12 protein-coding genes are annotated in these 22,998 nt (G+C 45.4%); 7 read left to right on the forward strand and 5 right to left on the reverse strand.

Annotated elements, in window-relative coordinates; translation table 11 throughout:
• Positions 1–3: 3 nt before the first annotated feature.
• The 5 genes from QUB12_RS04620 to alaS all read right to left on the reverse strand — a co-directional run bounded on the left by QUB12_RS04620 (position 4) and on the right by alaS (position 8,311).
• The gene (locus QUB12_RS04620) at positions 4–1,560 is read right to left on the reverse strand and encodes a hypothetical protein (RefSeq protein WP_333305688.1); all 1,557 of its coding nucleotides are present in this window, start codon (positions 1,558–1,560) and stop codon (positions 4–6) included.
• Positions 1,547–1,918 (reverse strand): hypothetical protein, encoded by a 372-nt coding sequence (locus QUB12_RS04625; RefSeq protein ID WP_333305690.1) that lies wholly within the window; start codon positions 1,916–1,918, stop codon positions 1,547–1,549. The genes QUB12_RS04620 and QUB12_RS04625 overlap by 14 nt, the downstream gene beginning before the upstream one ends.
• Before the next feature lie 251 nt (positions 1,919–2,169).
• The gene (locus QUB12_RS04630; RefSeq protein ID WP_333305712.1) at positions 2,170–3,522 is read right to left on the reverse strand and encodes a CHAT domain-containing protein; all 1,353 of its coding nucleotides are present in this window, start codon (positions 3,520–3,522) and stop codon (positions 2,170–2,172) included.
• Positions 3,449–5,257 carry a tetratricopeptide repeat protein gene (locus QUB12_RS04635; protein ID WP_333305692.1) on the reverse strand — a complete coding sequence of 603 codons (1,809 nt, stop codon included), beginning with the start codon at positions 5,255–5,257 and terminating at the stop codon, positions 3,449–3,451. Before QUB12_RS04635 ends, QUB12_RS04630 begins: the two co-directional genes overlap by 74 nt.
• 402 nt (positions 5,258–5,659) lie before the next feature.
• The gene (gene alaS / locus QUB12_RS04640; RefSeq protein WP_333305694.1) at positions 5,660–8,311 is read right to left on the reverse strand and encodes an alanine--tRNA ligase; all 2,652 of its coding nucleotides are present in this window, start codon (positions 8,309–8,311) and stop codon (positions 5,660–5,662) included.
• 1,191 nt (positions 8,312–9,502) lie between these two features.
• Here alaS and QUB12_RS04645 point away from each other — a divergent pair.
• The 7 genes from QUB12_RS04645 to QUB12_RS04675 all read left to right on the forward strand — a co-directional run bounded on the left by QUB12_RS04645 (position 9,503) and on the right by QUB12_RS04675 (position 22,781).
• Positions 9,503–10,111, forward strand: a complete 609-nt coding sequence (locus QUB12_RS04645; protein WP_333305696.1) for a hypothetical protein — start codon at positions 9,503–9,505, stop codon at positions 10,109–10,111.
• 6 nt (positions 10,112–10,117) lie between these two features.
• A complete protein-coding gene (locus tag QUB12_RS04650; RefSeq protein WP_333305698.1) occupies positions 10,118–12,817 on the forward strand; it encodes an OmpA family protein in 2,700 nt (899 codons plus the stop codon).
• A gap of 2 nt (positions 12,818–12,819) precedes the next feature.
• Complete coding sequence (locus QUB12_RS04655; protein ID WP_333305700.1) at positions 12,820–13,356, forward strand: Rab family GTPase; 537 nt, start codon at positions 12,820–12,822, stop codon at positions 13,354–13,356.
• Positions 13,353–14,909, forward strand: coding sequence for a PAS domain-containing sensor histidine kinase (locus QUB12_RS04660; RefSeq protein ID WP_333143223.1), 1,557 nt, complete (start codon positions 13,353–13,355; stop codon positions 14,907–14,909). Before QUB12_RS04655 ends, QUB12_RS04660 begins: the two co-directional genes overlap by 4 nt.
• A 168-nt stretch (positions 14,910–15,077) precedes the next feature.
• Positions 15,078–17,864, forward strand: coding sequence for an adenylate/guanylate cyclase domain-containing protein (locus QUB12_RS04665; RefSeq protein WP_333305703.1), 2,787 nt, complete (start codon positions 15,078–15,080; stop codon positions 17,862–17,864).
• Between the two features lie 83 nt (positions 17,865–17,947).
• Positions 17,948–21,658 carry a PAS domain S-box protein gene (locus tag QUB12_RS04670; protein WP_333305705.1) on the forward strand — a complete coding sequence of 1,237 codons (3,711 nt, stop codon included), beginning with the start codon at positions 17,948–17,950 and terminating at the stop codon, positions 21,656–21,658.
• Between the two features lie 4 nt (positions 21,659–21,662).
• A complete protein-coding gene (locus QUB12_RS04675; protein ID WP_333305707.1) occupies positions 21,663–22,781 on the forward strand; it encodes an ATP-binding protein in 1,119 nt (372 codons plus the stop codon).
• The last annotated feature ends 217 nt before the right edge of the window (positions 22,782–22,998 follow it).

A 22,998-nucleotide genomic window follows, 5' to 3' on the forward strand; every position in this document is an offset into this window, starting at 1 on the left:
GGATTATGAGGGCGGCAACTGTTTATTTCTATTTAGTAGATTCTTGAACTTACCTAGTAGATTCTTGGAATTGGCACTCAACATAACCACACCCCAAACCACTACCCCCGCACCGATACTAATCAACAATACCAAGGCAAAAGAATTAATTCCCACCTTCACGAAAGGCAAAGGCAAAGCAACCATTTGATTCGGCGGGTCTTGTTTAATTAAATAAGGAGCACTTCCAGTCACCACCCCGGCTACTCCCAAACCAAAGCCGACAGCTTGAATCGTTACCTCTAGTTTGGCATTCCGATAAGCTTCTTCGATCGCCACAATAGCTCTAATTGCCTCGGTTGCTTGGTCTAGCAAGCCGGAACCGTGTTTGAAATAGCCTAAATCTGCTTGAATCTGCCTTTGAAACTGCGGGCAAGTTTCTTTACTGAATGTTTCGAGGAAACTTAAATTGGCATCACTATCATTGTACTTTTTAGCTGCTTTGATGTCAAGACTTATTTGATTTAATTTATCCTGGTAATTTTGGGCATTAATTGCGATCGTATTTTGGCGAAATTCCAAATCAATCAGCATTCGGGCATACTTCACAGCCCGAGGCGGCATCTCAATCATCTGAGTTTCCAGATATTTTAATTCTTCCTCCTTTAAACCCGCACCTTTCGATTGCCTCTGCTGAGGTTGATCTCGCTGCAAATACTTAAAAGTCTTGTCAATATCCTGTTCAATTTGCTTGTATTCCTCGCGAGTCACGGCGTAAAGCTTGCGGCTGTCGTGATAAGCGCGAATAATTTTATTTCGGTACAGAAACAAATCCATAAAATCGCTGTACCGCGTCTCATCCCAGATTTCATCAGTTGTCGGGCTGTTGAAAAACCAGATAATAATGTGACAGTAACTATCGGGCTGATTCGGATTGCCGTACTCCAAAATCGGACTGCCGAATAACTCGCCTTTACGGTAAAAATCCGGCTGATTTTGACCAGAAATCAACTTTTCGAGACACTGTTTGCCTAAAGCTTGGAGAAACTGCGAATCTGCCCGCGCCGCTTGATTTTGTTCGACACTCAGCCAAGCTGTAAGCAGCAGAGTTTGCCCGAAATAACTCTGCACGAAATCCGGCAGCAAGCAGTTATCGGGATTAAATTCCTTGAAGATGCTAACATCGACAGCAGGTGTTTTAATGCCGTTAACTTTTTCAGGGACAAAAATTTTTAAACCCAGGGCATAGCTGTCATCAATTCGCAGCGGTTGGGCAAAACCCTTGACAGGAATTTGCTGATTTTCAACCGAAATCTCCTTATCAAAGGGTAGAGACTTGCGGTTGCCAACAACTTGTTTATTAATCAGGTTAACTCGGAAGCCGACAGGTTCCTCTTTTTTGTGCAAATAGCTGTCATTAAATTTTGTACTGACTGCTAATTTAGTTTGCAAAATCTCATCGCACTTCTGCCACAAACTGGCGGATTCCACAGGGGAATTCCACTCTGATTCTATGGCGTTGCAGAGGTGAAAGGCAAATAAATAAACGTTGGGGGCATAGATTTTGCTAGTTGGAGTCATTGCTGGTATCTGATTGATTATTTGCTGCGATTTCTTGAAGCTTTTTGTAGCTATCTTCAATGCTGGTACGCAGAGTTTGAGTGATATTGGTTAGCGGCGGTGTTGTACTTGGGGTGGGTTCGCCCGCATCCTCGAAATCTTTTTTGTTTTTGGCGGCAGCAATTTTTAATTCCTCTCCCAATTGATGACGGGCGCACCACTTGCTGATAGCCATAGCAATAGGAAACAATTGATCGTCTGCGAATTCTCCCATTTCTGTTTTTAATTCGAGTAAATCTTGCCATGCTGTCGGCATGAAAATACTCGGATTTTCATGCAGCCATTGGAGAAAAGCATTGATAATTTTGTCAGGTTCCATTGTAATTCCTCCGGTAATTAAACACAATAGATTCGTAGGGGCGGGTTCACCAACCATAATTGCCTGAAACAAACAATCTCGAAAACCCGCCCCTACCCAACGAACAATTACAATTTACATTTTAACATTTGATGCAAATTTTGGGTTGGTGCAGGTTGTCTGTGGGGTGGGGCGGGTTTATTTAGATGGTTGGTCATCGTTATATATTGTTGGTGAACCCGCCCCTACAAAATTATGTTTGCACACCTAACTTAATATCCCGTTGCACAGAAAGCCGCCCAATATTTCGGGTCGCGGAACGGCTGTTTCTCACTCGAACACACTAACCATAATTCCACACTTTCGCTCGATTTTTCATCTAAATTTAACAATCCTACCCAAACTCGAAAATCCTCCATACTCACCCCGCGCATCCAGTTTTGTGCCGCATTCAAAGCGAGGGCTACTGAATCTGCATCCGGCAATTCTTGATAAAATTTTATCATCAAAATTGCCGTAGCAAAATCATCGACAGCCCAGAGACTGCTGACAACATTCATGCTACCCGCATACAAAAAACCGCTGGGTAAACCAATGTATTCATCCGTCATTGCGGTTGAGGTGGTTAACCCGGTTTCGCAGGCGGAAAGTGTGACGAGACTGCACTGCGGTAACTGCAATTCGGCAAAGATTTCTCGCAGGGTGAGGCATTTTTCTGGGATGGCTTTTCTGCCGCTGCGTAGGGTGACATAGCGCTGTTTTTTAGCGGGCTGATTTGACTCTGGGGGCGGGGGTTCGGGCGGGCACGGGGGCACCGCCCCTACGGATTTGGGGGGTAATGGTTCCAGGGAATCGGCTAAGACTAGGGATGACAGCAGCGGATAGTCAAAGTTGAATACGCCGTGACAGGAAAAGTGCAGGTAGTTGGCGTTTGAGAGGTTTTCTCGGTTTTCGTTGAGGGCGGTTTTTGTGGCTTGTTTTTTGAGTAAAATTTGATGGGGATTGAATCGGGTTTTGATGGTTTCTACTTCCATGTCGGCGTTGAATAAATCTTCGGTGGGATTCTGGAGGGCAAATAGTTGTTGCTGATTTGGTGGGGGGAAGTTTCTGGTGGTGATGCGATTTTTTACGAGTTCCAGTAGTTGCAAGCTGGGGCTGTATTTCACGCCTGCGGGGAAGCAGTCTAACAAGTACCTCGTAGGGGCGGTGCCCCCGTGCCCGCCCTCTGAGGTGAATTGTAGGGCGTGGAGGGGGAATAGGTGCAGGTAGCGGTGGGGTACTAGGATTAGTCGTTTGCTGTTGGGGGGGATGTGGGCGATTATCTCGTTTAGTCGCAGGATTTCTGAGAGTTTTTGGAGTTTTTGGGATAGGGTGTTTTGCCAGGTTTTGTTGGTGTTTTTGTTGCGGTATTCGTCGAGATAGTTGTTTTTCCAGGTTTCTAATTCGCCTATTTCGGTTGTGGTATATGTGACTGGTTTTATGCTGTCGCGGGTGATGATGAAGGCGACACCACCCGTAGGGGCGGTGCCCCCGTGCCCGCCCTCTAGGGAGTTAGAATTGCCGATGTACCATTCTATGATTGCTGTTTCGGTGTCTAAGGTTTGTTGGAATTTGGTGATGTCGATGGGTTCGACTTTTTGAGTTAGGGAGAATTCTGGTTCTCGCTGTTTTATTTGTTCTAGCAGTTGTGTTAGTTGCTGCAAGGTTGTTTCTAATTTGGCTTTTTGTTGTTGGAAATATTCGGGGCTGAGGCTGCGGGTTTGGGTTGTGCGTTGTGAGGGAGAGGGCGGGCACGGGGGCACCGCCCCTACAACGGGGGGGGGAAAGAGGGGGAGGAGATGGGGTTTCTGTTTCTAGGAATTGTTGGGAGGCGGCGATTTGGCGGCGCAGGTTTTGGAGTTGCTGTTTCTCGGTTTCGGTGGCTGTTTTGGGGTAGATTTCGCTGTTGGTGAAGAGTTCGACTAGGTAGCGGGATTTGCTGCGTTCGATTGTTTGCAGGGCTTTGTCATATTGTTGGTGATTGATGCAGGATTGCATCATTTTTTCGTAGACGTTGAGGTTCTCTTCGATGATTTCTCGTTTGCGGTTTTCGGAGGCAATCCACTCGCGGCTTTGTTCGACTGCTTCGATGGCTTTTTCGTAGCCGAAAATGGCTATTTCCCACAAACTTTCTGCAAATCCTAAATAGCCTAGATTTCGCCCTGTTTGCAGACAGTCAATTGGCAAACCGGTGGGAGTATAAACTTCTAAAGCTGCTTGAAAAAGTTGGATCGCCTTTTCGATATTCTCACCCCGTTCTCCTTTGATTCTGCTATAGTAAGCAGTTGCCAAATTATTTTGAGTCATCGCCCATTGTTTCGGGGAAGCAGGGCGGGTACGAACTTCACTAGCTGCTTCATAAAATGCGATCGCCCTTTCGATATTCTCACCCCGTTCTCCTTTGATTCTCTCACTGTAAGCACTTGCCAAATTATGTTGAGTCATCGCCCATTGTTGGGAAAAAGCATCGCGGGTGTAAACTTGTAAAGCAGCTTCATAAAATGTGATCGCCTTTTCGATATTCTCACCCCGTTCTCCTTTGATTCCGTCACTGTAAGCATTGGCCAAATTATTTTGAGTCATCGCCCATTGTTGCGGGAAAGCTTTGCGGGTGTAAACTTCACTAGCTGCTTCATAATATGCGATCGTCTTTTCGATATTCTTACCCCGTTCTCCTTTGATCCTGTAACTGTAAGCAACTCCCAAACAAATTTGAGTACCAGCCCATTGTTCCGGGGAAGCATGGCGGGTACGAACTTCACTAGCTGCTTCATAAAATGCAATCGCCTGTTCGATATTCTCACCCCGTTCTCCTTTAATTCTGTTACTGTAAGCAGTTGCCAAATTATTTTGAATCATCGCCCATTGTTCCGGGAAAGCAGGGCGGGTGTAAATTTCTAAGGCTGCTTCATAAAATGCGATCGCCTTTTCGATATTCTCACCCGGTTCTCCTTTGATTCTGTCACTGTAAGCATTTGCCAGATTATTTTGAATAGCTGCCCAAAATTCGGCCGAAAAATTTCGCTTAAAAATTTGCAGCCCCACCTCGTAGCCTGCAATGGCAATTTCCATATTGCTGCTTTTGCTTCCCAGCGGAAACTCTTGAATCAAGTCACTGAAGTTAAGAATATTAATAGTAATGTTTGTAGCTTGGCGAAACTCCATTTCTGCCAGAGTTTGAGTAGCCCAATCGCGCAAAACTGAGGTGAAGTTATCGTCGATTAGTTCGAGATTGTTTTGCAGGATAGCGATTTGTTCGTCCCTTGGGGAGTTGATCAGGGATTCGATCAGGTCGAAATAGGTTTGTTTTTTGCTTTTCATTGCACTACCCATGTTTGGGATATTGTACATTTTTTGCGCGGGAAAAACCAGGGATTTTTGCACAATACCTTTACCCAGATTTTGTAGGGGCGGGTTCCACCAACAATATCTAAGGAATACCAACAATCTAGATAAACCCGCCCCCCACCACCGATAACCCACATCAACCTGGAATTTGCATCGCATCGGAAAATGTAGGTTGGTATTTTTCGTTGGGTGGGGCGGGTTTTCGAGATTGTCGATAATTGGCAATTATGGTTGGTGAAACCCGCCCCTACGGGCACCATGTACATTGTGATTTATGGTTGGGTGGGGGCGGGTTTATCAGATTGTCTATAATTGGCAATTATGGTTGGTAAAACCCGCCCCTACAGTTTCCCCGAAATCACCTGATCCGAGTAATTACCCCAACCCTTCAACTAACAAATTGCGAGCACTTTCCAACGCTTCCTGCAACTTACTTGCATCGCGTCCCCCAGCTTGCGCCAAATTAGGCCGCCCGCCGCCTTTTCCGCCGCAAATTTGAGCAATTCCCCCGATAAACTTGCCAGCTTGCAATCCTTTCTTATTAACTTCAGGACTAAAAGCAGCCACCAAACTTACCTTGTCCGGTTCAGGAATTGATGCCAAAACAACCGCAGCATTTCCTAACTTTTGCTGCAATCTTTCCGCCGCAGTTTTCAGCGCTTCCGTATCCACATCTCCCAATTGAGCTACAATGATTTTGAATTCGGCGACATCCTCAGCCGCACTCAGCAACTGGTCGGATTTCGCGATCGCCAATTCCGACTTCACAGCAGCCAAATGTTTCTGAGTATCCTTCAACTCATTCTGCAAATTAGTAATTCGGTTCGGCAATTCTTCAGGCTTCGCCTTAAATCGATCGCCCAAATCACGCACCACCTTATCGCGCACGTTCAAATAGTCCAAAACAGCTTGACCGGAAACCGCTTCAATCCTGCGAGTTCCCGCCGCTACCCCCGCTTCCGAAACAATCTTAAACAGCCCGATTTCTGCGGTATTGCTGACGTGAGTTCCGCCGCACAATTCCATCGAAACGCCGGGAAAATCGATAACCCGCACCACATCGCCGTACTTCTCGCCAAACATCGCAGTCGCGCCTTTTTCTCTCGCAAGGGCGATCGGCATTTCTGCAACCTCAGCAGCGTGCGCCTCAGCAATCCAACTATTAACTAAATCCTCAATTTTCTGCAACTCTTCTGCTGTGACAGCGCGCGGAGAATTGAAATCAAATCGCAATCTCTCAGACGATACCAGCGAACCAGCTTGCGAAATCGAATCATCCACAATTTTCCGCAAAGCTGATTGTAATAAGTGAGTTGCTGTGTGGTTAGCCTGAATTCGGCGGCGACCGCTATTGTCAATCTTCGCAGTAATACTATCGCCAACTCTCAGGCTTCCCCGTTCCACAAAGCCGAAATGCACGAAGAAATCCGATTCCTTCTTCACATCATCAACTCTTACTAACAAACCATCACCATTATCTCCGCTTTTCAAATAACCTTTATCCCCAATTTGTCCGCCGGATTCAGCATAAAACGGCGTTTGGTTCAAAACAACTTGTACCTCAGTACCAGCCGCTGCTTCCTCCACAGATTTGCCGTCAACTAAGATAACTTCCACCTCAGCTAAACTCGACAATTCAGCATAACCGACAAACTCAGTTCCCTGGATTGTTTCAGCCAACTTATCCAAAGAACCCTGCACCGTCAAATCGATTGTTTGGCGAGCATTTTTAGCGCGAGTTTGCTGTTCCTCCATCGCCGCTTCAAAGCCGTCCAAATCCACAGAAATTCCCTGTTCCTCAGCAATTTCTTGAGTCAGTTCTAAGGGGAAACCGTAGGTATCGTAAAGAGTGAAAGCATCTTGACCGCTGATTTGTTGGTTGGTTTGCTGTTTTGTGCGATCGACAATTTCCTCCAGCAGCTTCTCTCCGCGTTCCAAAGTCTTGAGAAACTGCGCCTCTTCCCTTGCCAATTCCGCCTTAATTTGAGCTTCCCGCAGCCGCACGTTCGGATAAGCTGCTTCCGAAAGGGCGATCGCACTTTCGGCCACCCGCACCGTAAATTCGCCCTGAATTCCAATCAGTCGCCCGTGGCGCACCACCCGGCGAATCAACCGCCGCAAAATGTAACCCCGACCAACATTCGACGCGCGAATTTCGTCCGCAATCATGTGCACCACAGCCCGAATGTGATCGCCAATTACTTTCAGCGAAACCTTGACTTTTTCATCGCTATTGTGGTAATCAATCCCGGCAATTTCCGCCGCCGATTGAATGATCGGAAAAATCAAATCTGTTTCGTAATTATTGGGGACTTTCTGGAGGATTTGCGCCATCCGTTCCAGTCCCATGCCAGTATCAATATTTTGATTTTGCAGCGGTGTTAAATTGCCCTCTGCATCTTTATTGTACTGCATGAAAACCAGGTTGTAGAATTCGATAAACCTGCTATCATCTTCGAGGTCAATATTGTCGCCTCTTTCTGGGTGAAAATCATAGTAAATCTCGGAACACGGGCCGCAGGGGCCAGTCGGGCCGGATTGCCAGAAATTGTCATCTTCTCCCATGCGCTGAATCCGATCGCCCGGAATGCCAATTTCATCGCGCCAAATTGCAAAAGCTTCGTCATCTTCACGGAAAACACTAACAACCAAATTGGACGCTGGTAAACCGAAAACTTCCGTGGAAAGTTCCCACGCCCAGGCGATCGCCTGTTTCTTGAAATAATCCCCGAAACTGAAATTACCCAACATTTCAAAAAACGTGTGGTGGCGGGCGGTGCGGCCGACGTTTTCGATGTCGTTGGTGCGGATGCACTTTTGAGAAGTCGTGGCGCGCGGTGATTCGGCGGTGCGCTGTCCAAGAAATATCGGCTTGAATTGTAGCATTCCGGCGATCGTCAGCAACACCGTCGGATCTTCGGGAACCAAAGAAGCACTCGGCAATATCTTATGTCCCCGCTGAGCATAAAAGTCGAGGAAGGTTTGGCGGATTTGGCTGCCACTGAGAAACTTAGGAGAAATAGACATGACAAGAACTGTTAAGTATGTAAAGATGTAGCAATAATAGAACTTACATCTATGTGGATATTTATATCATTATACTTAGTAATGTAAAGACCTATCAAGTTTTGCAAATTGTGCTTTACTCCTCGCAAAGCTCATGCTAACTTAATAATAGACACCGGGACAGAAAGAGAAAGGAGGTCGCTATATTTAGAAAGAAAATTCGAGGATATAGACATGGTGTCTCCGGTCTAGATTCCCAGGCGCAGCAGAAATTAACCGAACACAACTTGGAATAGTGGCGAACTGCCGATCGAGCAGTCAAGCCAAACCGCAGTCGAGTCAGACTTATTGTGGTTGCGGATTAAAAGTAAAGCTGCATAAGTTGTAAACCCTAGTAAGTAACAGTTCTCAACCGGAAACACATCTCGTTTGTTAGAAAAAACAAAGTTCTCATATTATTGGGTCTGGTCGCTGTCGATCGGGCCCTATGAATTTTTAGAGGGCCTCGCAGGAGAAGAGGCTTCCAGGCAGGGCGGTTTCATTCTCTTGTAGGGGCAGCCCCCCGTGGCTGCCCCAATCTCTGAAACACGAGCGCAAATCGTGGATGGGGAGGGTAGGCACTCTTAGCACTACAAGAGTCAAAATCATCGTTTTCCGTAAGGGCAATCCGACCCCTACTCCCCGTGGTTGCCCCGAAACAGCCCTGGGCTTCCAGGAGCACAGAGGGGCCGAGTTCGGCTGTATAAGTGGTTTCTGCTGAAAGAAAACTTCCCTGTGAGGCGATCGGCGAGCGATCTGTGCAGCTTTTGAGTTATATTATATATAAGGGGACGTGGAGCAAGCCCACCCGCTTTTTGCCGGGACTCCAGCGCAGTGATAGGAGCCACTGTCAAGATGAGATATCATTGAGGATGTCACTCAAGACCTTAAAACCTTCCCCGCTGTGCTGTATCGCAGCAAAATCTACGCTTCTATTAGCTTGCTGCAAGCCAAGGATAGCCAACCGCCATTTTTGGTGACAAGACCAGGCTCAAAAATTTGAATCTCAGGATATTTAGAGTCAAAACTCTAAAAAATCCCATCCCCGACGCAGGGGTTAGAGTTCAAACAATAAAAGCCCGCCCACTCAAAAAAGCTAGTGCCACCCACAACGGTAGTAAATCACTAGCACAGTTCTTAAACTCACAATGTCCAGAGATTCCAGGTAAAAGTATGCCCGAAATAACTAAAGAAGAAATGCGCGAACGGCTGGGAAATATCGACCAGATCCGCGATATCATTTTTGGAGCGCAGCTTAGAGAATACGACAATCGCTTCGATAAAATAGATTCCGACTTGTCGATGATGCAGCAAGATATGCAAACTCGCATCGAACAAGTAAGAACAGTTCTTTCAGGAGAAATGAGGGCTGCAGTTGATTCGTTAGAAAAGAAAGTTAAATCGCTCACCTCAAACACCCAAGAAGAAAGCGCCGATATCCGTCAGCAAGTCGATCGCATTAACCGCAAATTCTCCAGCAGCGTGGAAGCCCTCGACGAGGCTATAGACAATCAAACCAGTTCGCTTCGCGACGAACTCTCCCAAACCAGAGAGCGACTATCTGAAGAAACCCGCACTTTGAAAACACAGGTTTTTGAAGAGCTCGATCGTCGCTTTTCTATGCTCAGAGATGTTAAAGTTTCGAGAGACGACATGGCAGAAATTCTGTTTGAACTCGGCATGAGGCTCAAAGGAACAGAATTTGTACCCGAACTTAAAGGCGTTGCGGATAATAAGTTAAATACCGAATTTCTGTTGCCGGAGCGCCACCATAACGGATAATAACGCATGGCTTTACCGAAAGAAAATCCGGCTGACGAAAACGAGTTAGAGGGTTTTGTTTCTCAACCTGATGAGTCTGCTGCCGATGCGGCAACCCAGCTAGAACCCTTGCTGAATCTGTTAGCCGATCTCAAAATTTTTGCTTGTTCCAACCAGCAAAATGCAGAGCCAGAAAGTGACAGCAGTGGCGACAATAATCAAGCTGGGGCCCTCGGCGGGTTGATGGATTTGTTAGGTATTTCTGAGCAAGCGCCAGAGGAAGTTGCAGCGAGTGTACCCGAAACTGGATCTGGCCAACCGGAGTCTGGCGATACGCCGCCTGTTGCAGACGAGTTCAAAAGTTTGCTGTGGGCTACTCACAAACTCAACACTTCAGAACTGGAAAAAGACTATTCCTCAGCTAAAACTATAGATGTTTCCGCGATCGCGCAGACGGATTTGGAGGAGGAATCACAGCCTGTCGAAGAATTGTCTAACTTGACAATGAAAGATTCTCTACAGTACGTACAGGCTCAAAAATCCCACAAGTTCGATCGGCATTTACAGGATTTTTCCGCTCCCGAAACCGAGTCAAAACCATCGGAAATTCCCGATAATCCCATAGTTTCCACAGTCTCAAAGCCACCAGAAAAGGGATATTTAGATGCTGCAGTGGCTTCGGATCTAGAAATCCCAAACTTACGAGAACAGCCAGCAGAAATATTAGGTCAAATTAAACAGGATTTAAATGAAGCCGACACCGCGATGGAAAGGCTGCAAAATCTGATGTTCGGCTCAAAAATGTCGGATATCGAGCAAGTCAAAAATCTGCTGGCAGAAAACGATTTGCCGGGGGTGCGCCACCTGATGGCCACAATCGACGATAAATTAGGAAAATTGGAGCACCAAATCTACGAGCCCCAAGAGTTGATTGAGTTGATGCTGCCTTGGATCGCAGAAATTCTCAGCCGCAAAGTGGCCGATTCCAGGGAAGAAGTTGTTAAGGCGATCGTGCCCATTATTGACGAAGTGATTAGGGCAAAAACTCAGGAAAACAAGTCGGCAATGAGTGCGGCAATAGCTGAGTTACTTCCCGACGCACTGGCTCAACAAATAGTGAATTCGCCAGCGGATATTGCTAAGGCGATCGCCCCAGAAATTGGTCTGGCAATTAAAGAGCAAATTCGCCTTGACCAAGAGTCGATCGCTCAAGCCCTCGCGCCGGAAATGGGCAAAGCGATTACAGCCCAAATAAGACTCGAACGCGACTCTATGGTGGATGCGCTCTATCCCGTAATTGGCAGTACAATTTCCCGATACATGGCAGAAGCTATCAAGACAATCAATGAAAAAGTGTCAAATGCCATCAGCGTCGAAGGATTCAAAAGAAAAATTCGCTCCCAAGTACAAGGAGTCTCCGAAGCTGAATTAATCCTCAAAGAATCAATACCCTTTACCGTCCAAGCAGCATTCTTAATTCATAAAGCATCAGGCTTGATTATTTCCGAAGTTCAAAACTCAGAAAGCTACCAGTTAGAATCAGAAATGGTAGCCGGAATGCTCACAGCTATTCGCAGCTTTGTTAACGAGTGCATCGTGCAGCCGGGAGAATCTTCCGAACTCAATCAAATTGAATACGGCGACTCAAAAATTATCCTAGAAGTAGCGGGATATTGCTACATGGCCGTCGTGATTAAAGGAGAACCGCCCCACTTATTCATCAAAAAAATACGACAAACCGTTACTAATCTCATCCTTAATTATGCTAAAGTAATTCACGAGTTTAACGGCGACCCCGGTACTATACCGGAGTCGCTGCACCCGTACATAAAAAGTTTATTCGATCCGCTACAAACGGAAAAATCAACAAAACCCCCGATCGCCCTAGCCGCTATCAGTTTAGCCGCCTTGAGCTTAATCTTAGTACCTTGGGGAATTTATCAGTACCGCAGCAGCGTTGAGCGTCGCCTCGAAGCAAATGCCATCGCAGCTTTAGCCTCGACTCCCGAATTAGCAGTTTACCGCTTAGATGTTGCAGTTGAGGGCAAAACTTTAAAGCTAACCGGAAAGTTGCCAAATCAAGAATTGCGGGCACAAGCCGAAAAAATAGCCGCATCTACTGCACCAAAATTGCAATTAGATAATAGAATTGTAGCTGTAGATGTCCCCCCAGATCCAGTTTTGACGGCGGCGGAGGTGCAGCGGATTACCGCTGTTTTGAATCAGAAAGAGGGCCTTTCTATTTCTACGCGGTATGGCGATCGTAAAGTGACTGTAGAGGGTACCGTTAGAGACGGTGCAGACGCACAGAAAATAGCTCAGTCCCTGAAGCAAATACCCGGTGTTCAATCGGTGATTAGCACAGTTAAATTAGATCCGCTGAAAATTACAACCCGCATCTACTTCCAGCAAGGAACGGCAATATTAGACTCTACACATGGAGAAATCATCGCCAGTGTCAAAAAGTTTATGGATCAATATCCTCAAAAACAGATTAAGATAATTGGACACAGCGATCGAACTGGGGAAATTTCTACAAATCAACAGTTGTCGCTGAGGCGTGCCGCAGCAGTGCGAGATGCTTTAGTGCGGCAGGGTGCTGACCCAAAGCGCCTCCAAACGGTTGGCATCCCCCATCCTCCTGCCGACGTGGAGCCCAATCAACCACGACTTTTAAGCAGATGCGTGGTATTTGAACCAATAACTAACACCATAAACAGTAAATAATTATGTCAGTTACTATATCTAAAAAAATGTGTATGATCGGCGATTTTGGCGTGGGCAAAACCAGCCTGATCCGCCGTTTTGTCGATCGGCAATTCACCGACCAATACCTCTCCACCGTGGGAGTAAAAATTTCTCGCAAAAACGTAGAATTAGAAAACGTAAAACAGCGGGAAAACGTGACTGCACAGTTGCTGATTTGGGACTTAGAAGGGCATACAAAATTCAAAGGAATAGCACCGACTTACTTGCAGGGAGCTAGTGGCGCTTTAATCGTTGCCGATGTCAGCCGCTCCGAAACAGTTGAGCGAATCTCCGAACACATTCAGCTTTATTCTTCCGTCAATCCTAAAGGGTCAATTATCGTCGCTTTGAACAAAGTAGACTTAATTGACGAGGAAAAATTGGCGCTGCTAGTGGAAATGTCCCATGCGATAGGTCAAGACAAAGTAATAGCAGTTTGCACGACATCTGCTAAAACCGGCAAAGACGTTGACGAAATTTTCTACAAACTAGCTTACACAATGGTAGAACAAGTATGAACCCCCTGTTAAGAAAGCTGTTAGGCCCGCGACAAACACAGTATTTTCTAGTAAATCACCATTTCATCATTCAGGAAACCTCCGCCGAAGTGCAGAATTATGCCGATACTCCGGGCGACGCGATACCAGGTGCAGATGCTCGCCTGAGTTTTCCCGAACTGATTGGCATTGAAAATATCCTCATGTCTATCATTATGGGACGGCTCCCTGGTTTTGAAATCAAAGGTATCGCTCGGTTTGCCGACCCGAACCGCCCTTTATACTTTGATATGTTGGCTATCAAATATGAAGAAGAACAAGAATATGTGCCAAGTAAATTGCTAATTTTGATTGAAGATACCACCGAAAAGATGGTAATGAAGCAATCCTTGATTCAGAGGGCGAATGAAGCTAATCTTTTGGTTAGTGCCTTAGCCGCTTCTAAAGATTATATAGATAAAGTTATTCGTTCGATGGGCGATGCTTTGTTGGTGACAACAACATTAGGAAATATCAAAAGAATCAATCAATCGTCCCAATGGTTATTTGGGTATAGCGAAGCAGAATTAATCGGTCAGCCCCTGTCTTTAATATTACTAGAAGAAACCTTAATCTCCCAAGCTCGCCACCGCTATATTTTGTCTCATAAAGAGCTGCGTAGAGAACTAGAAATAGTCTGCACTACTAAAGCAGGAGAAGAAATTTGGGTAGAATTTTCCTGTTCGGCAATTCAGACAGAATTAGAGGGACTTTACGATTTAATTTATATAGGCAGGGACATCACAGAACGCAAACAACAAGAAATAGAAATTCGCCGCTCTTTGGCAAAAGAGCAAGAACTCAGACAGGTAAAATCTCGTTTTTTCTCGATGATTGCTCACGAATTTGGCAATCCTTTAAATACAATATTATTTGCTACTAAAATCCTCCAAGACTACGGCGACGAAATCACCCACGAGGAAAAACAAGAATACCTCGCACACGTTAAATCCGCATCTAAACACATGGCTCAGCTATTAGATGACGTGCGGTTGCTCAGCAGCGCCGAAGCAGGAAAACTCGAATTCTATCCCGCACCAGTTGACTTAAAACAATTTTGCAGCGAGTTAGTAGAATCAATTACAATTAGTTATGGAAAAAATCATACAATTAACTTTATTTATCAAGAATTAGTTACGCCAGCGAAAAAAGATGATAGCGACTCGCAGGAAACGCAACAGTTGCCCGCACTAGATCCAAAATTGCTGCGGCACATATTGACAAATTTGCTGTCAAATGCTGTCAAATATTCGCCCCTCGACAGCAATATTTATTTTGAATTAAATTGTCAGAATAATGAAGAAGCTATATTTAAAATTAAAGATGCAGGCATTGGCATTCCTCTCGAAGACCAGGAACAACTCTTTGAATCTTATTATCGAGCGAAAAATGTCGGAAAAATACCCGGTACAGGACTGGGTTTATCCATAGTCAAGCAGTGTGTAGATTTGCACGGAGGTCAAATCGAATTTTCCAGCGAGATAGGGTTAGGCACTACCTTTATAGTCAGAATTCCCTTTGAGAAACAGAGATAAATATAGCCTTTCTCAGTAACATGAGGTGCTCTCGCGGGCATAGGGCATAGGCCTCCCTGGGCATAGGGCATAGGCCTCCGTGGGCATACCTCACCAAGATGGAGAACCGCTATAGATTGATTTTCGATAATTCGATACACAGGGCGCATTCACTACTAAGAATCTCACATGAAAACCTTGTTAAAAAAACTGTTAGTTCCGCACCACTTGGAGTACCTAGCACTGGATCAAGACTTTTTAATCCAAGAAATCTCTCTGCAAGTGCAGCGGTTTGCCGACTGTCCCGACGAAGTAGTCGCCGGCAACGATGTTCGCATTCCCTTTCCAGAATTGGTGGGAACTGAAGAAATTTTAATCGATATTTTTGAAAAACGTTTGCCAAATTTTGAATTAAAAGCGATGACGCGACTATTAGAAAATGGTTCGCGGCTTTATTTTGATATGTATATCGTGGAGTTCACCAATGACGAGAATTATCAGAGATTAATTATATTTTTTCAAGACGTAACCGACAGGATGGCTTTAGAACAAACTCTCGTCCAAGCTACCAATGAAATGGATATTTTATTGAGTACCTTAGCTGCTACTAATAATTATGTTGAAAAAATTATTACTTCAATGGCGGAAGTTTTGTTGGTAACAACAGCATCGGGAAAAATTAAAAAAATCAATCAAGCTGCTCAAGATTTGTTCGGTTACAGCGAATCAGAATTAGTAGGGCAGCAAATAGACGCTATTGCTGCTTTTGGCTCCTCTTTGCAAGCAGTCAGCCAAGAGGAGTCTCAACAATTGCAAACTCACGTCGAAGTAATTTGCACGGCAAAAACCGGAGAAAAGCTCACAGTTTCGTTTTCCTGTACGGCGATTTCGACTGACATTAAAGGCATTTCTGGCCCTTTGCCTGCCGTTCAAGATTTCGTGTACATCGGCCGCGATGTCACAGATAGACAGCGCGCCCGCAAGCGACAAATAACTCAGTACGTCGCCACTCGCATCCTGTCGGCATCCGAAACAATCAAAAAAGCTATAGCAGCAATTCTCCCCGTAATTTGTGACAGCTTGGGATGGGATACCGTCGAACTTTGGATGCCAGAATCCGGGGAAAAACTGCTGTCAGAAACTAAGAGAATAACTGCGGTTTCCGACCCCAATTTGCTTCGGTGCGTCGCCAGTTGGACAAAACGCTCAGTTTCTATCCCCAAATTTGCCGAATTTACCGAACAAATGACTTGTGCGTTTGGCGAAGGATTGCCGGGTTTCGTTTGGGCTAGCGGTTCAGCTCAGTGGATTGCAGATGTCACAAAAAGCGACTGTTGTCTGCGCCGAGAACTTGCGGCCGAAGAAGGACTGCACGGAGCTTTTGGTTTCCCAATTGTGGGCGACTACGATCAGGATAATTCTGCAAAATATGTGTTGGGTGTGATGACTTTTTTCAGCCGCGAAGTGCAGTGTTTTGATGAAGAATTGCTCCAGACAATGGCGACAATCGGTAGCCAAATCGGTCAATTTATCAAGCGCAAGCAAGCGGAAATAGCTTTGCGGGAAAGCGAAGAACAACTGCGAGACTTATTTGAAAATGCTACTGACTTAATTCAAAGTATAGGAGCGGACGGTCATTTTTTGTATGTAAATCGGGCTTGGCGGCAAACTCTGGGCTACACCGAAGCCGAAATTGCTCAAATGACTGTTTTTGATATTATTCATCCCAACAGTTCCCAAGAGTCTCTGGATATATTCTATCAAGCTTTTACCCAAAAAACGGTAAATGAAAATACCTTGTATCCAGAATCGATTGAAGTAATATTTATCACTAAATATCACGAACAAATTTTGCTGGAAGGCAGCATAAGCTGTAAGTTTGCGGATGGTTCGCTAGTAGCGATTCGCGCTATTTTGCGAGACATTACTGCTCGAAAAATGACAGAAGACGCCCTGGCAAAATCTGTGTCCCTGCTGCAAGCAACTTTTGATTCTACTGCTGATGGTATTTTAGCTACTGACAGGAGCGGAAAAATAGTCACTTTCAATCGAGAATTTGTGGAAATGTGGGGCATACCTAACGAAGTGATGGCACTGCGAGACGACGCCACAACGATCGCCTTTGTCCTGAACCAACTCAAAGACCCCCAAGCATTTCAAGAGAGAATAGAATCGCTTGACGATCAGCCCGAAGCCGAAAGTTACGATTTGTTGGAATTTCAAGACGGCAGATTTTTTGAACGCTATTCGGAACCGCAGCGGCTGGGAGATAAAATTATCGGCAGAGTCTGGAGTTATCACGACATTACGGAACGCAAGCAAGCAGAAGATGCCCTGCGGGAAGAACAAGAAAAATCCGAAAAGCTGCTGTTAAATATCCTGCCCAAGGCAATAGCAGAACGCCTCAAGCAAAACGAAACTACTATTGCCGAATACTTTCCTGAAGTGACTGTTTTGTTCGCAGACATTGTGGGGTTTACACCTTTGTCTGCCCTCATGAATCCGATCGACCTCGTGGAGCTCCTCAATAAGATTTTCTCAGGATTCGACCTTTTGTGCGAACGGCACGGCCTAGAGAAAATCAAGACCATCGGCGACGCATACATGGCAGTAGGAGGACTGCCTGAACCCAGGCCAGACCACGCAGAGGCGATCGCCCAAATGGCACTAGATATGCAAGCAGAAATAGCCAGATTTAATGCTAGCCATAATAAATATTTTAGCATCCGCATCGGCATTCACAGCGGCCCGGTTGTTGCCGGAGTAATTGGCATCAAAAAGTTTATTTACGATTTGTGGGGCGACACAGTAAATATTGCTTCCCGCATGGAATCTCACGGTTTGCCTTGGCGGATTCAAGTCAGCGAAACTACTTATAAGTTATTAGAACACAAATATGTATTTCAGGAGCGGGGAACTATTCAAGTTAAAGGCAAAGGGGCAATGAAAACTTATCTGCTCATTGGCAGAAAATAAGGCAGGTCATCAGTCATCAGTCATCTGGCTGATGACTAAAAGTGTTGCTAAAGTTAATTAGCAATACTTTTTGACCAATACTAATGGAACTTGCTAATTTGTCGGCCAATTTACGATCGCCTTTAGAATCTGTCGATCGCCATCCTGCCACGGTTGCGCCCTCAACTTCCATCGGGGATGCGATCGCCCTGATGCGTCGGACAAGCAACCCTTGCCCACTGCCTAATTCACCTGCATTTCCCGACTCAAACGAAACTGTAAAAGCATCGATTAGTTGCGTCTTAGTTGTCGATGAAAATCAGCTAGTCGGACTGCTAAGCCCCGAAGATGTGCTGAACTTAGCCGCGGCCGAATACGGATGGCAAGGCATGAAAGTTGCCGACGCAATGACGCGGAATTTAATTGTCTTAAAAGAATCAGAATTTACAGATATTTTTACCGCATTTAAGCTATTTTGTCAATACTCGATCGATTGCTTGCCAATTGTGGATGAACGGGGTCAGCCCGTAGGTTTAGTCAGCGAAAAAAGGATTCGCCCAGCAATGTATAGCTGGATAGAGGCACTGCACCAAGAAGTGGCAAAACTCCAGGAACAATGCGAACTGTTAGACGGGAATTGTGAACTAGAAAAACGAGTCAGCGATCGCAAAAATGCCGAAAATGCCCTGCGGCAGAGCGAGGCGCGCTACCGGGCGATTGTGGAAGACCAAACCGAATTGATTTGCCGCTACCTCCCCAACGGTAAAATAACTTTTGTCAATCAAGCTTACTGCCGTTATTTCGGCCTGCAGCAGTTCGACTTACTCGGCAAATGCTTCATGTGGCTGATCGCAGAAGCAGACCGAGAAATTTTTCAACAGAAATATACTTCTGTGTCTCTCGACCGGCCTATTTTTACTTCCGAACATCGAGTAATTTTGCCGAGCGGGGAAATTCGCTGGCACCAGTGGATCGATCGGGCTATATTCAACGACAGCGGACAAATCGTCGAGTATCAAGCAGCAGGCCGGGATGTTACGGATCGCAAACAAGCAGAAATCGCTTTGCAGCAGCTCAATGCAGAGTTAGAACGGAGAGTGCAGCAGCGGACACAATGGTACGAAATGGCAGTATCGGCCGGCAAAGTGGGGGTTTGGGACTGGAATTTGGAAACCGATGAAATCTACATTGCTCCCTCTTTGAAAGCTTTGTTGGGCTATCAAGACGCAGAGATTCCCAACCGCATGGAAAATTGGGCATCTCACGTTCATCCCGACGATCGAGTTGCAGTCGCCGACGCAGTAAATGCTTATCTAGAGGGTTTGACAGAAATTTATGAAGTAGAACACCGGATGGTGCGTAAAGACGGCAGCATCTGCTGGATACTTGCCCGCGGCAGCGCGATCCGATCGGCTTCTGGCAAGGCCTGCCGCCTGACTGGCACTGACACCGACATTACCGATCGCAAATTGACCGAAGAAAAACTCCAAAAATCCGAAGCCGAACTGGTAGCGCTGTTTAATGCCATGACGGATATCGTGCTGGTTTTCGACGCAAGCGGCCGCTACCTCAAAATCGCCCCCACGGCTCCCGAACTGCTGTACAAACCGGCTCCTGAAGTGATCGGCAAAACCCTCGCCGAAATCTTCCCAGAAGCGGAAGCTAATTTTGCCCTCGGCCACATTCGCCAAACATTGGCATCTGGGGAAACCCACAGAATTGAATACAGCATGGAAATTGGCTGCAAGTTGTTTTGGTTTGATGCCAGTATTTCGCCGCTGGAGCTCGATCGGGTGATGTGGGTCGCCAGAGACATTACCGCCCGCAAACAGGCAGAAGCTGCACTGCAAAAGAGCGAGGAAAAGTTTCGCAACTTATTTGACGATGCTCCGATCGCGCTTGGTTTGGCAAGCGTGCGCGACTACCGCACCATCAAAGTGAATGAAGCTCACCGCCAGATGTTGGGCTACAGCGATTCGGAGTTGGCTACCATGACTTTTAGTGAACTCACGCATCCAGAAGATTTACAAGCAGATGTAGAGGAAGTCAAGCAGTTGATGTGTGGCAATATTTCTCGCTTCCAAAGGGAAAAACGCTTGATTAAGAAGAATGGCGAGCTGATGTGGGCAAACTTGACGGTGACGCTGATCCGCGATCGCGAGGGCATTCCTCTCTACAGCATGGGGGCGATCGAAGATATCAGTTATCGTAAGCGGGCAGAAATCGAATTTCAGCAGTTAAAAGAACGCCTGCAATTTTTACTGGGTTCTAATCCGGCGGTAATTTTTACCGCCGCACCGACCGGGGAATTTTGTACTACTTACATCAGCGACAACGTTCAGACAATCGTTGGCTACGCTCCCCAACAATTCTTAGCTGATTCTAAGTTTTGGTCGAGCCGAATTCACCCTGAAGATCGGCCACAATTTATGGTAAATTTTTCGTGTTTGTGTGAAGGAAGAAATTGCATTTGCGAGTACCGTTTTCTACACCAAGACGGAATTTACCGCTGGCTAAGGACGGAACTAAAACTATTGGTTGACAGCATGGGTATTCCGATCGAAATTATTGGTTATGCCGCTGATATCAGCAATTCTAAATACGCCGAACTCGCTAGGGGGCAGCAGTTCGAGCAAGAACGGCTTGTAGAGGCGATCGCCCGTCGTGTGCGCCAGTCTTTGCAATTAGAGGAAATTCTCAACACTACCGTTGCCGAACTCCAGCAAGTATTATTAGCCGATCGAGTTTTGGTTTATCAAATTTTACCCAAAAGCGGCGGCCGAGTCATTGCTGAAGCCGTGGCAGAAGGATGCAGCCAACTTGTGGATAGATGTTTTGGCCAAGAGGCTTTTCCGGCTGAAAGTTATCAGCTTTATTTACGAGGGCGAATTTGTGCGATCTCCGAACTAGATGAGCCCTCCCTTAAACCTTGTGTGGCCCAGTTTATGAAAGAGATTCAAGTTAGGGCAAAGTTAGTAGTGCCGATTCTTCAGCACAGCCAACTTTGGGGATTGCTAATTGCCCACCAATGCGATCGCCCTCGTGATTGGAAAGAATGGGAAATTAATTTATTTCAGCAGTTGGTGAATCAATTGGCGATCGCCATTCAGCAATCTCTACTTTACCAGCAACTGCAAGCTGAACTGAGCGATCGCAAACAAGCAGAAGCAAATTTGAAAAACTCCCTCAAAGAAAAAGAAATTTTGCTTAAAGAAATTCACCACCGCGTCAAAAACAACCTCTGCGTAGTTGCCAGTCTGTTAGAATTGCAATCGAACACAGTTGCCGACCCGCAAGTAAGCAAAATGTTTGAAGAAAGTCAGAATCGCCTTTATTCTATGGCTCTGATTCACGAAAAACTGTACCGTTCGACTAACCTGGCGCAAATTAATTTTGGCGAATATCTCGAAGATTTGGTAAGTAACTTGTTTCACTCTTACAATATTAGCAACAACCGAATTCAGTTGCAGGTATTAGCTGAGCCAATTTCCCTAAATCTTGAAACCGCTACTCCCTGCGGTTTAATTGCCAATGAATTGGTTTCAAATACCCTGAAACACGCTTTTCCTGATGGCACAACTGGTACAATTAGTGTAGAATGCTATCAAACGGGCGATCGAGAAATCAACCTCTTAGTTAAGGACAACGGCATTGGCTTTCCTGAAAACTTAGATTTTCGGAAAACTCAGTCGATGGGCTTTCAAGTTGTCTGCACTTTAACCGAGCAGTTAGAAGGAACCATCGAAATCTCCAGAGAATTTGGTACATCTTTTCACTTGAAATTCAACGAGTTAAACTACTTTCAAAGATTGTAACAATATGAGCTTGGTCGAAAAACCAATTAATATTTTGATTGTCGAAGACGAACTGTTAATTGCTAAAAACTTATCCCCTAAATTAGAAAAATTGGGATATCAAATCGCCGATATCGTTTCTTCAGGAGCGGATGCCATCCAGCGCGCCCGCGAACTAAGACCCGATTTAATTTTAATGGATATAGTTATCAAAGGCGACATTGACGGCATAGAAACAGCAGCAATAATTAATCAAGAATTAGATATACCAATTATCTATACAACTGCCTATGCCGACGACGAAACTTTGCAGCGAGCCGAAAATACTGGTTCTTATGGCTACCTGCTCAAACCTTTTAAAGAAAGAGAAATGCACGCCACTATCAAGATAGCACTTAGCAAACATCAAGAAGCAGTTAATCTGAAAAAAATAATGGCGTTAGCAGCAGAAAAAAGCGAAAATAGATCGCGCTTTATTTCAATGGCTTACCACGATTTAAACACTCCTTTAACTACCATACAGTTATCTGCTGAAATGCTAGAAGATGGCGACTTGCATACACCCCCCGGAACCACCCATAAAAATGTCGATCGCATTAAAAAAGCCGTCAGTAATATGAGTGGGTTGCTGGAAGATATTTTAATGCTTAGCAAAGCAGAATCAGGCAAAATTTCCTTAAATTCAAATTTGATTAATGCGACGGATTTATGCAATTCTATTTTAGAAGAACTGCAACCTATTATCACCGACAAACACCTAGTAGATTTCCGCAGTCACACAAATCCGCTGCACGCCAATCTCGATGCAAAACTACTGCACCACCTTCTGACTAATTTGCTTTCAAACGCCATTAAATATTCTCCAAACGGCGGCAAGGTAAGTTTAGAATTAAGCTGCGAAAACCAACAAATAATTTTGTGCGTTCGAGATGAGGGAATTGGGATGACACCGGAATATCAAGAAAAACTATTTCAGCAGTTTGAACGGGGTGCTAATGTAGGCAAGATTAAAGGATCGGGTTTGGGACTCTGCATTGTCAAACACATAGTTGACCTGCACGGCGGTACAATAAGTGTGGAAAGTGCGATCGGCAAAGGTACTACATTTATTGTCACGCTGCCTTTGTTAGTCAGTAGTCAGTAGTCAGTAGTCATTAGTCAGTAGTCAGTAGTCATTAGTCAGTAGTCAGTAGTCATTAGTCAGTAGTTAGTAGTCATTAGTCAGTAGTCATTAGTCAGTAGTCAGTAGTCATTAGTCATTAGTCAGTAGTCATTAGTCATCTATCCTTCTTCCTTCTTCCTTCTTCCTTCTTCCTTCTTCCTTCTTCCTTCTTCCTTCTTCCTTCTTCCTTCTTCCTTCT

It is taken from the genome of Microcoleus sp. B7-D4 (assembly GCF_036705125.1).
Classification (GTDB): Bacteria; Cyanobacteriota; Cyanobacteriia; order Cyanobacteriales; family Microcoleaceae; genus Microcoleus.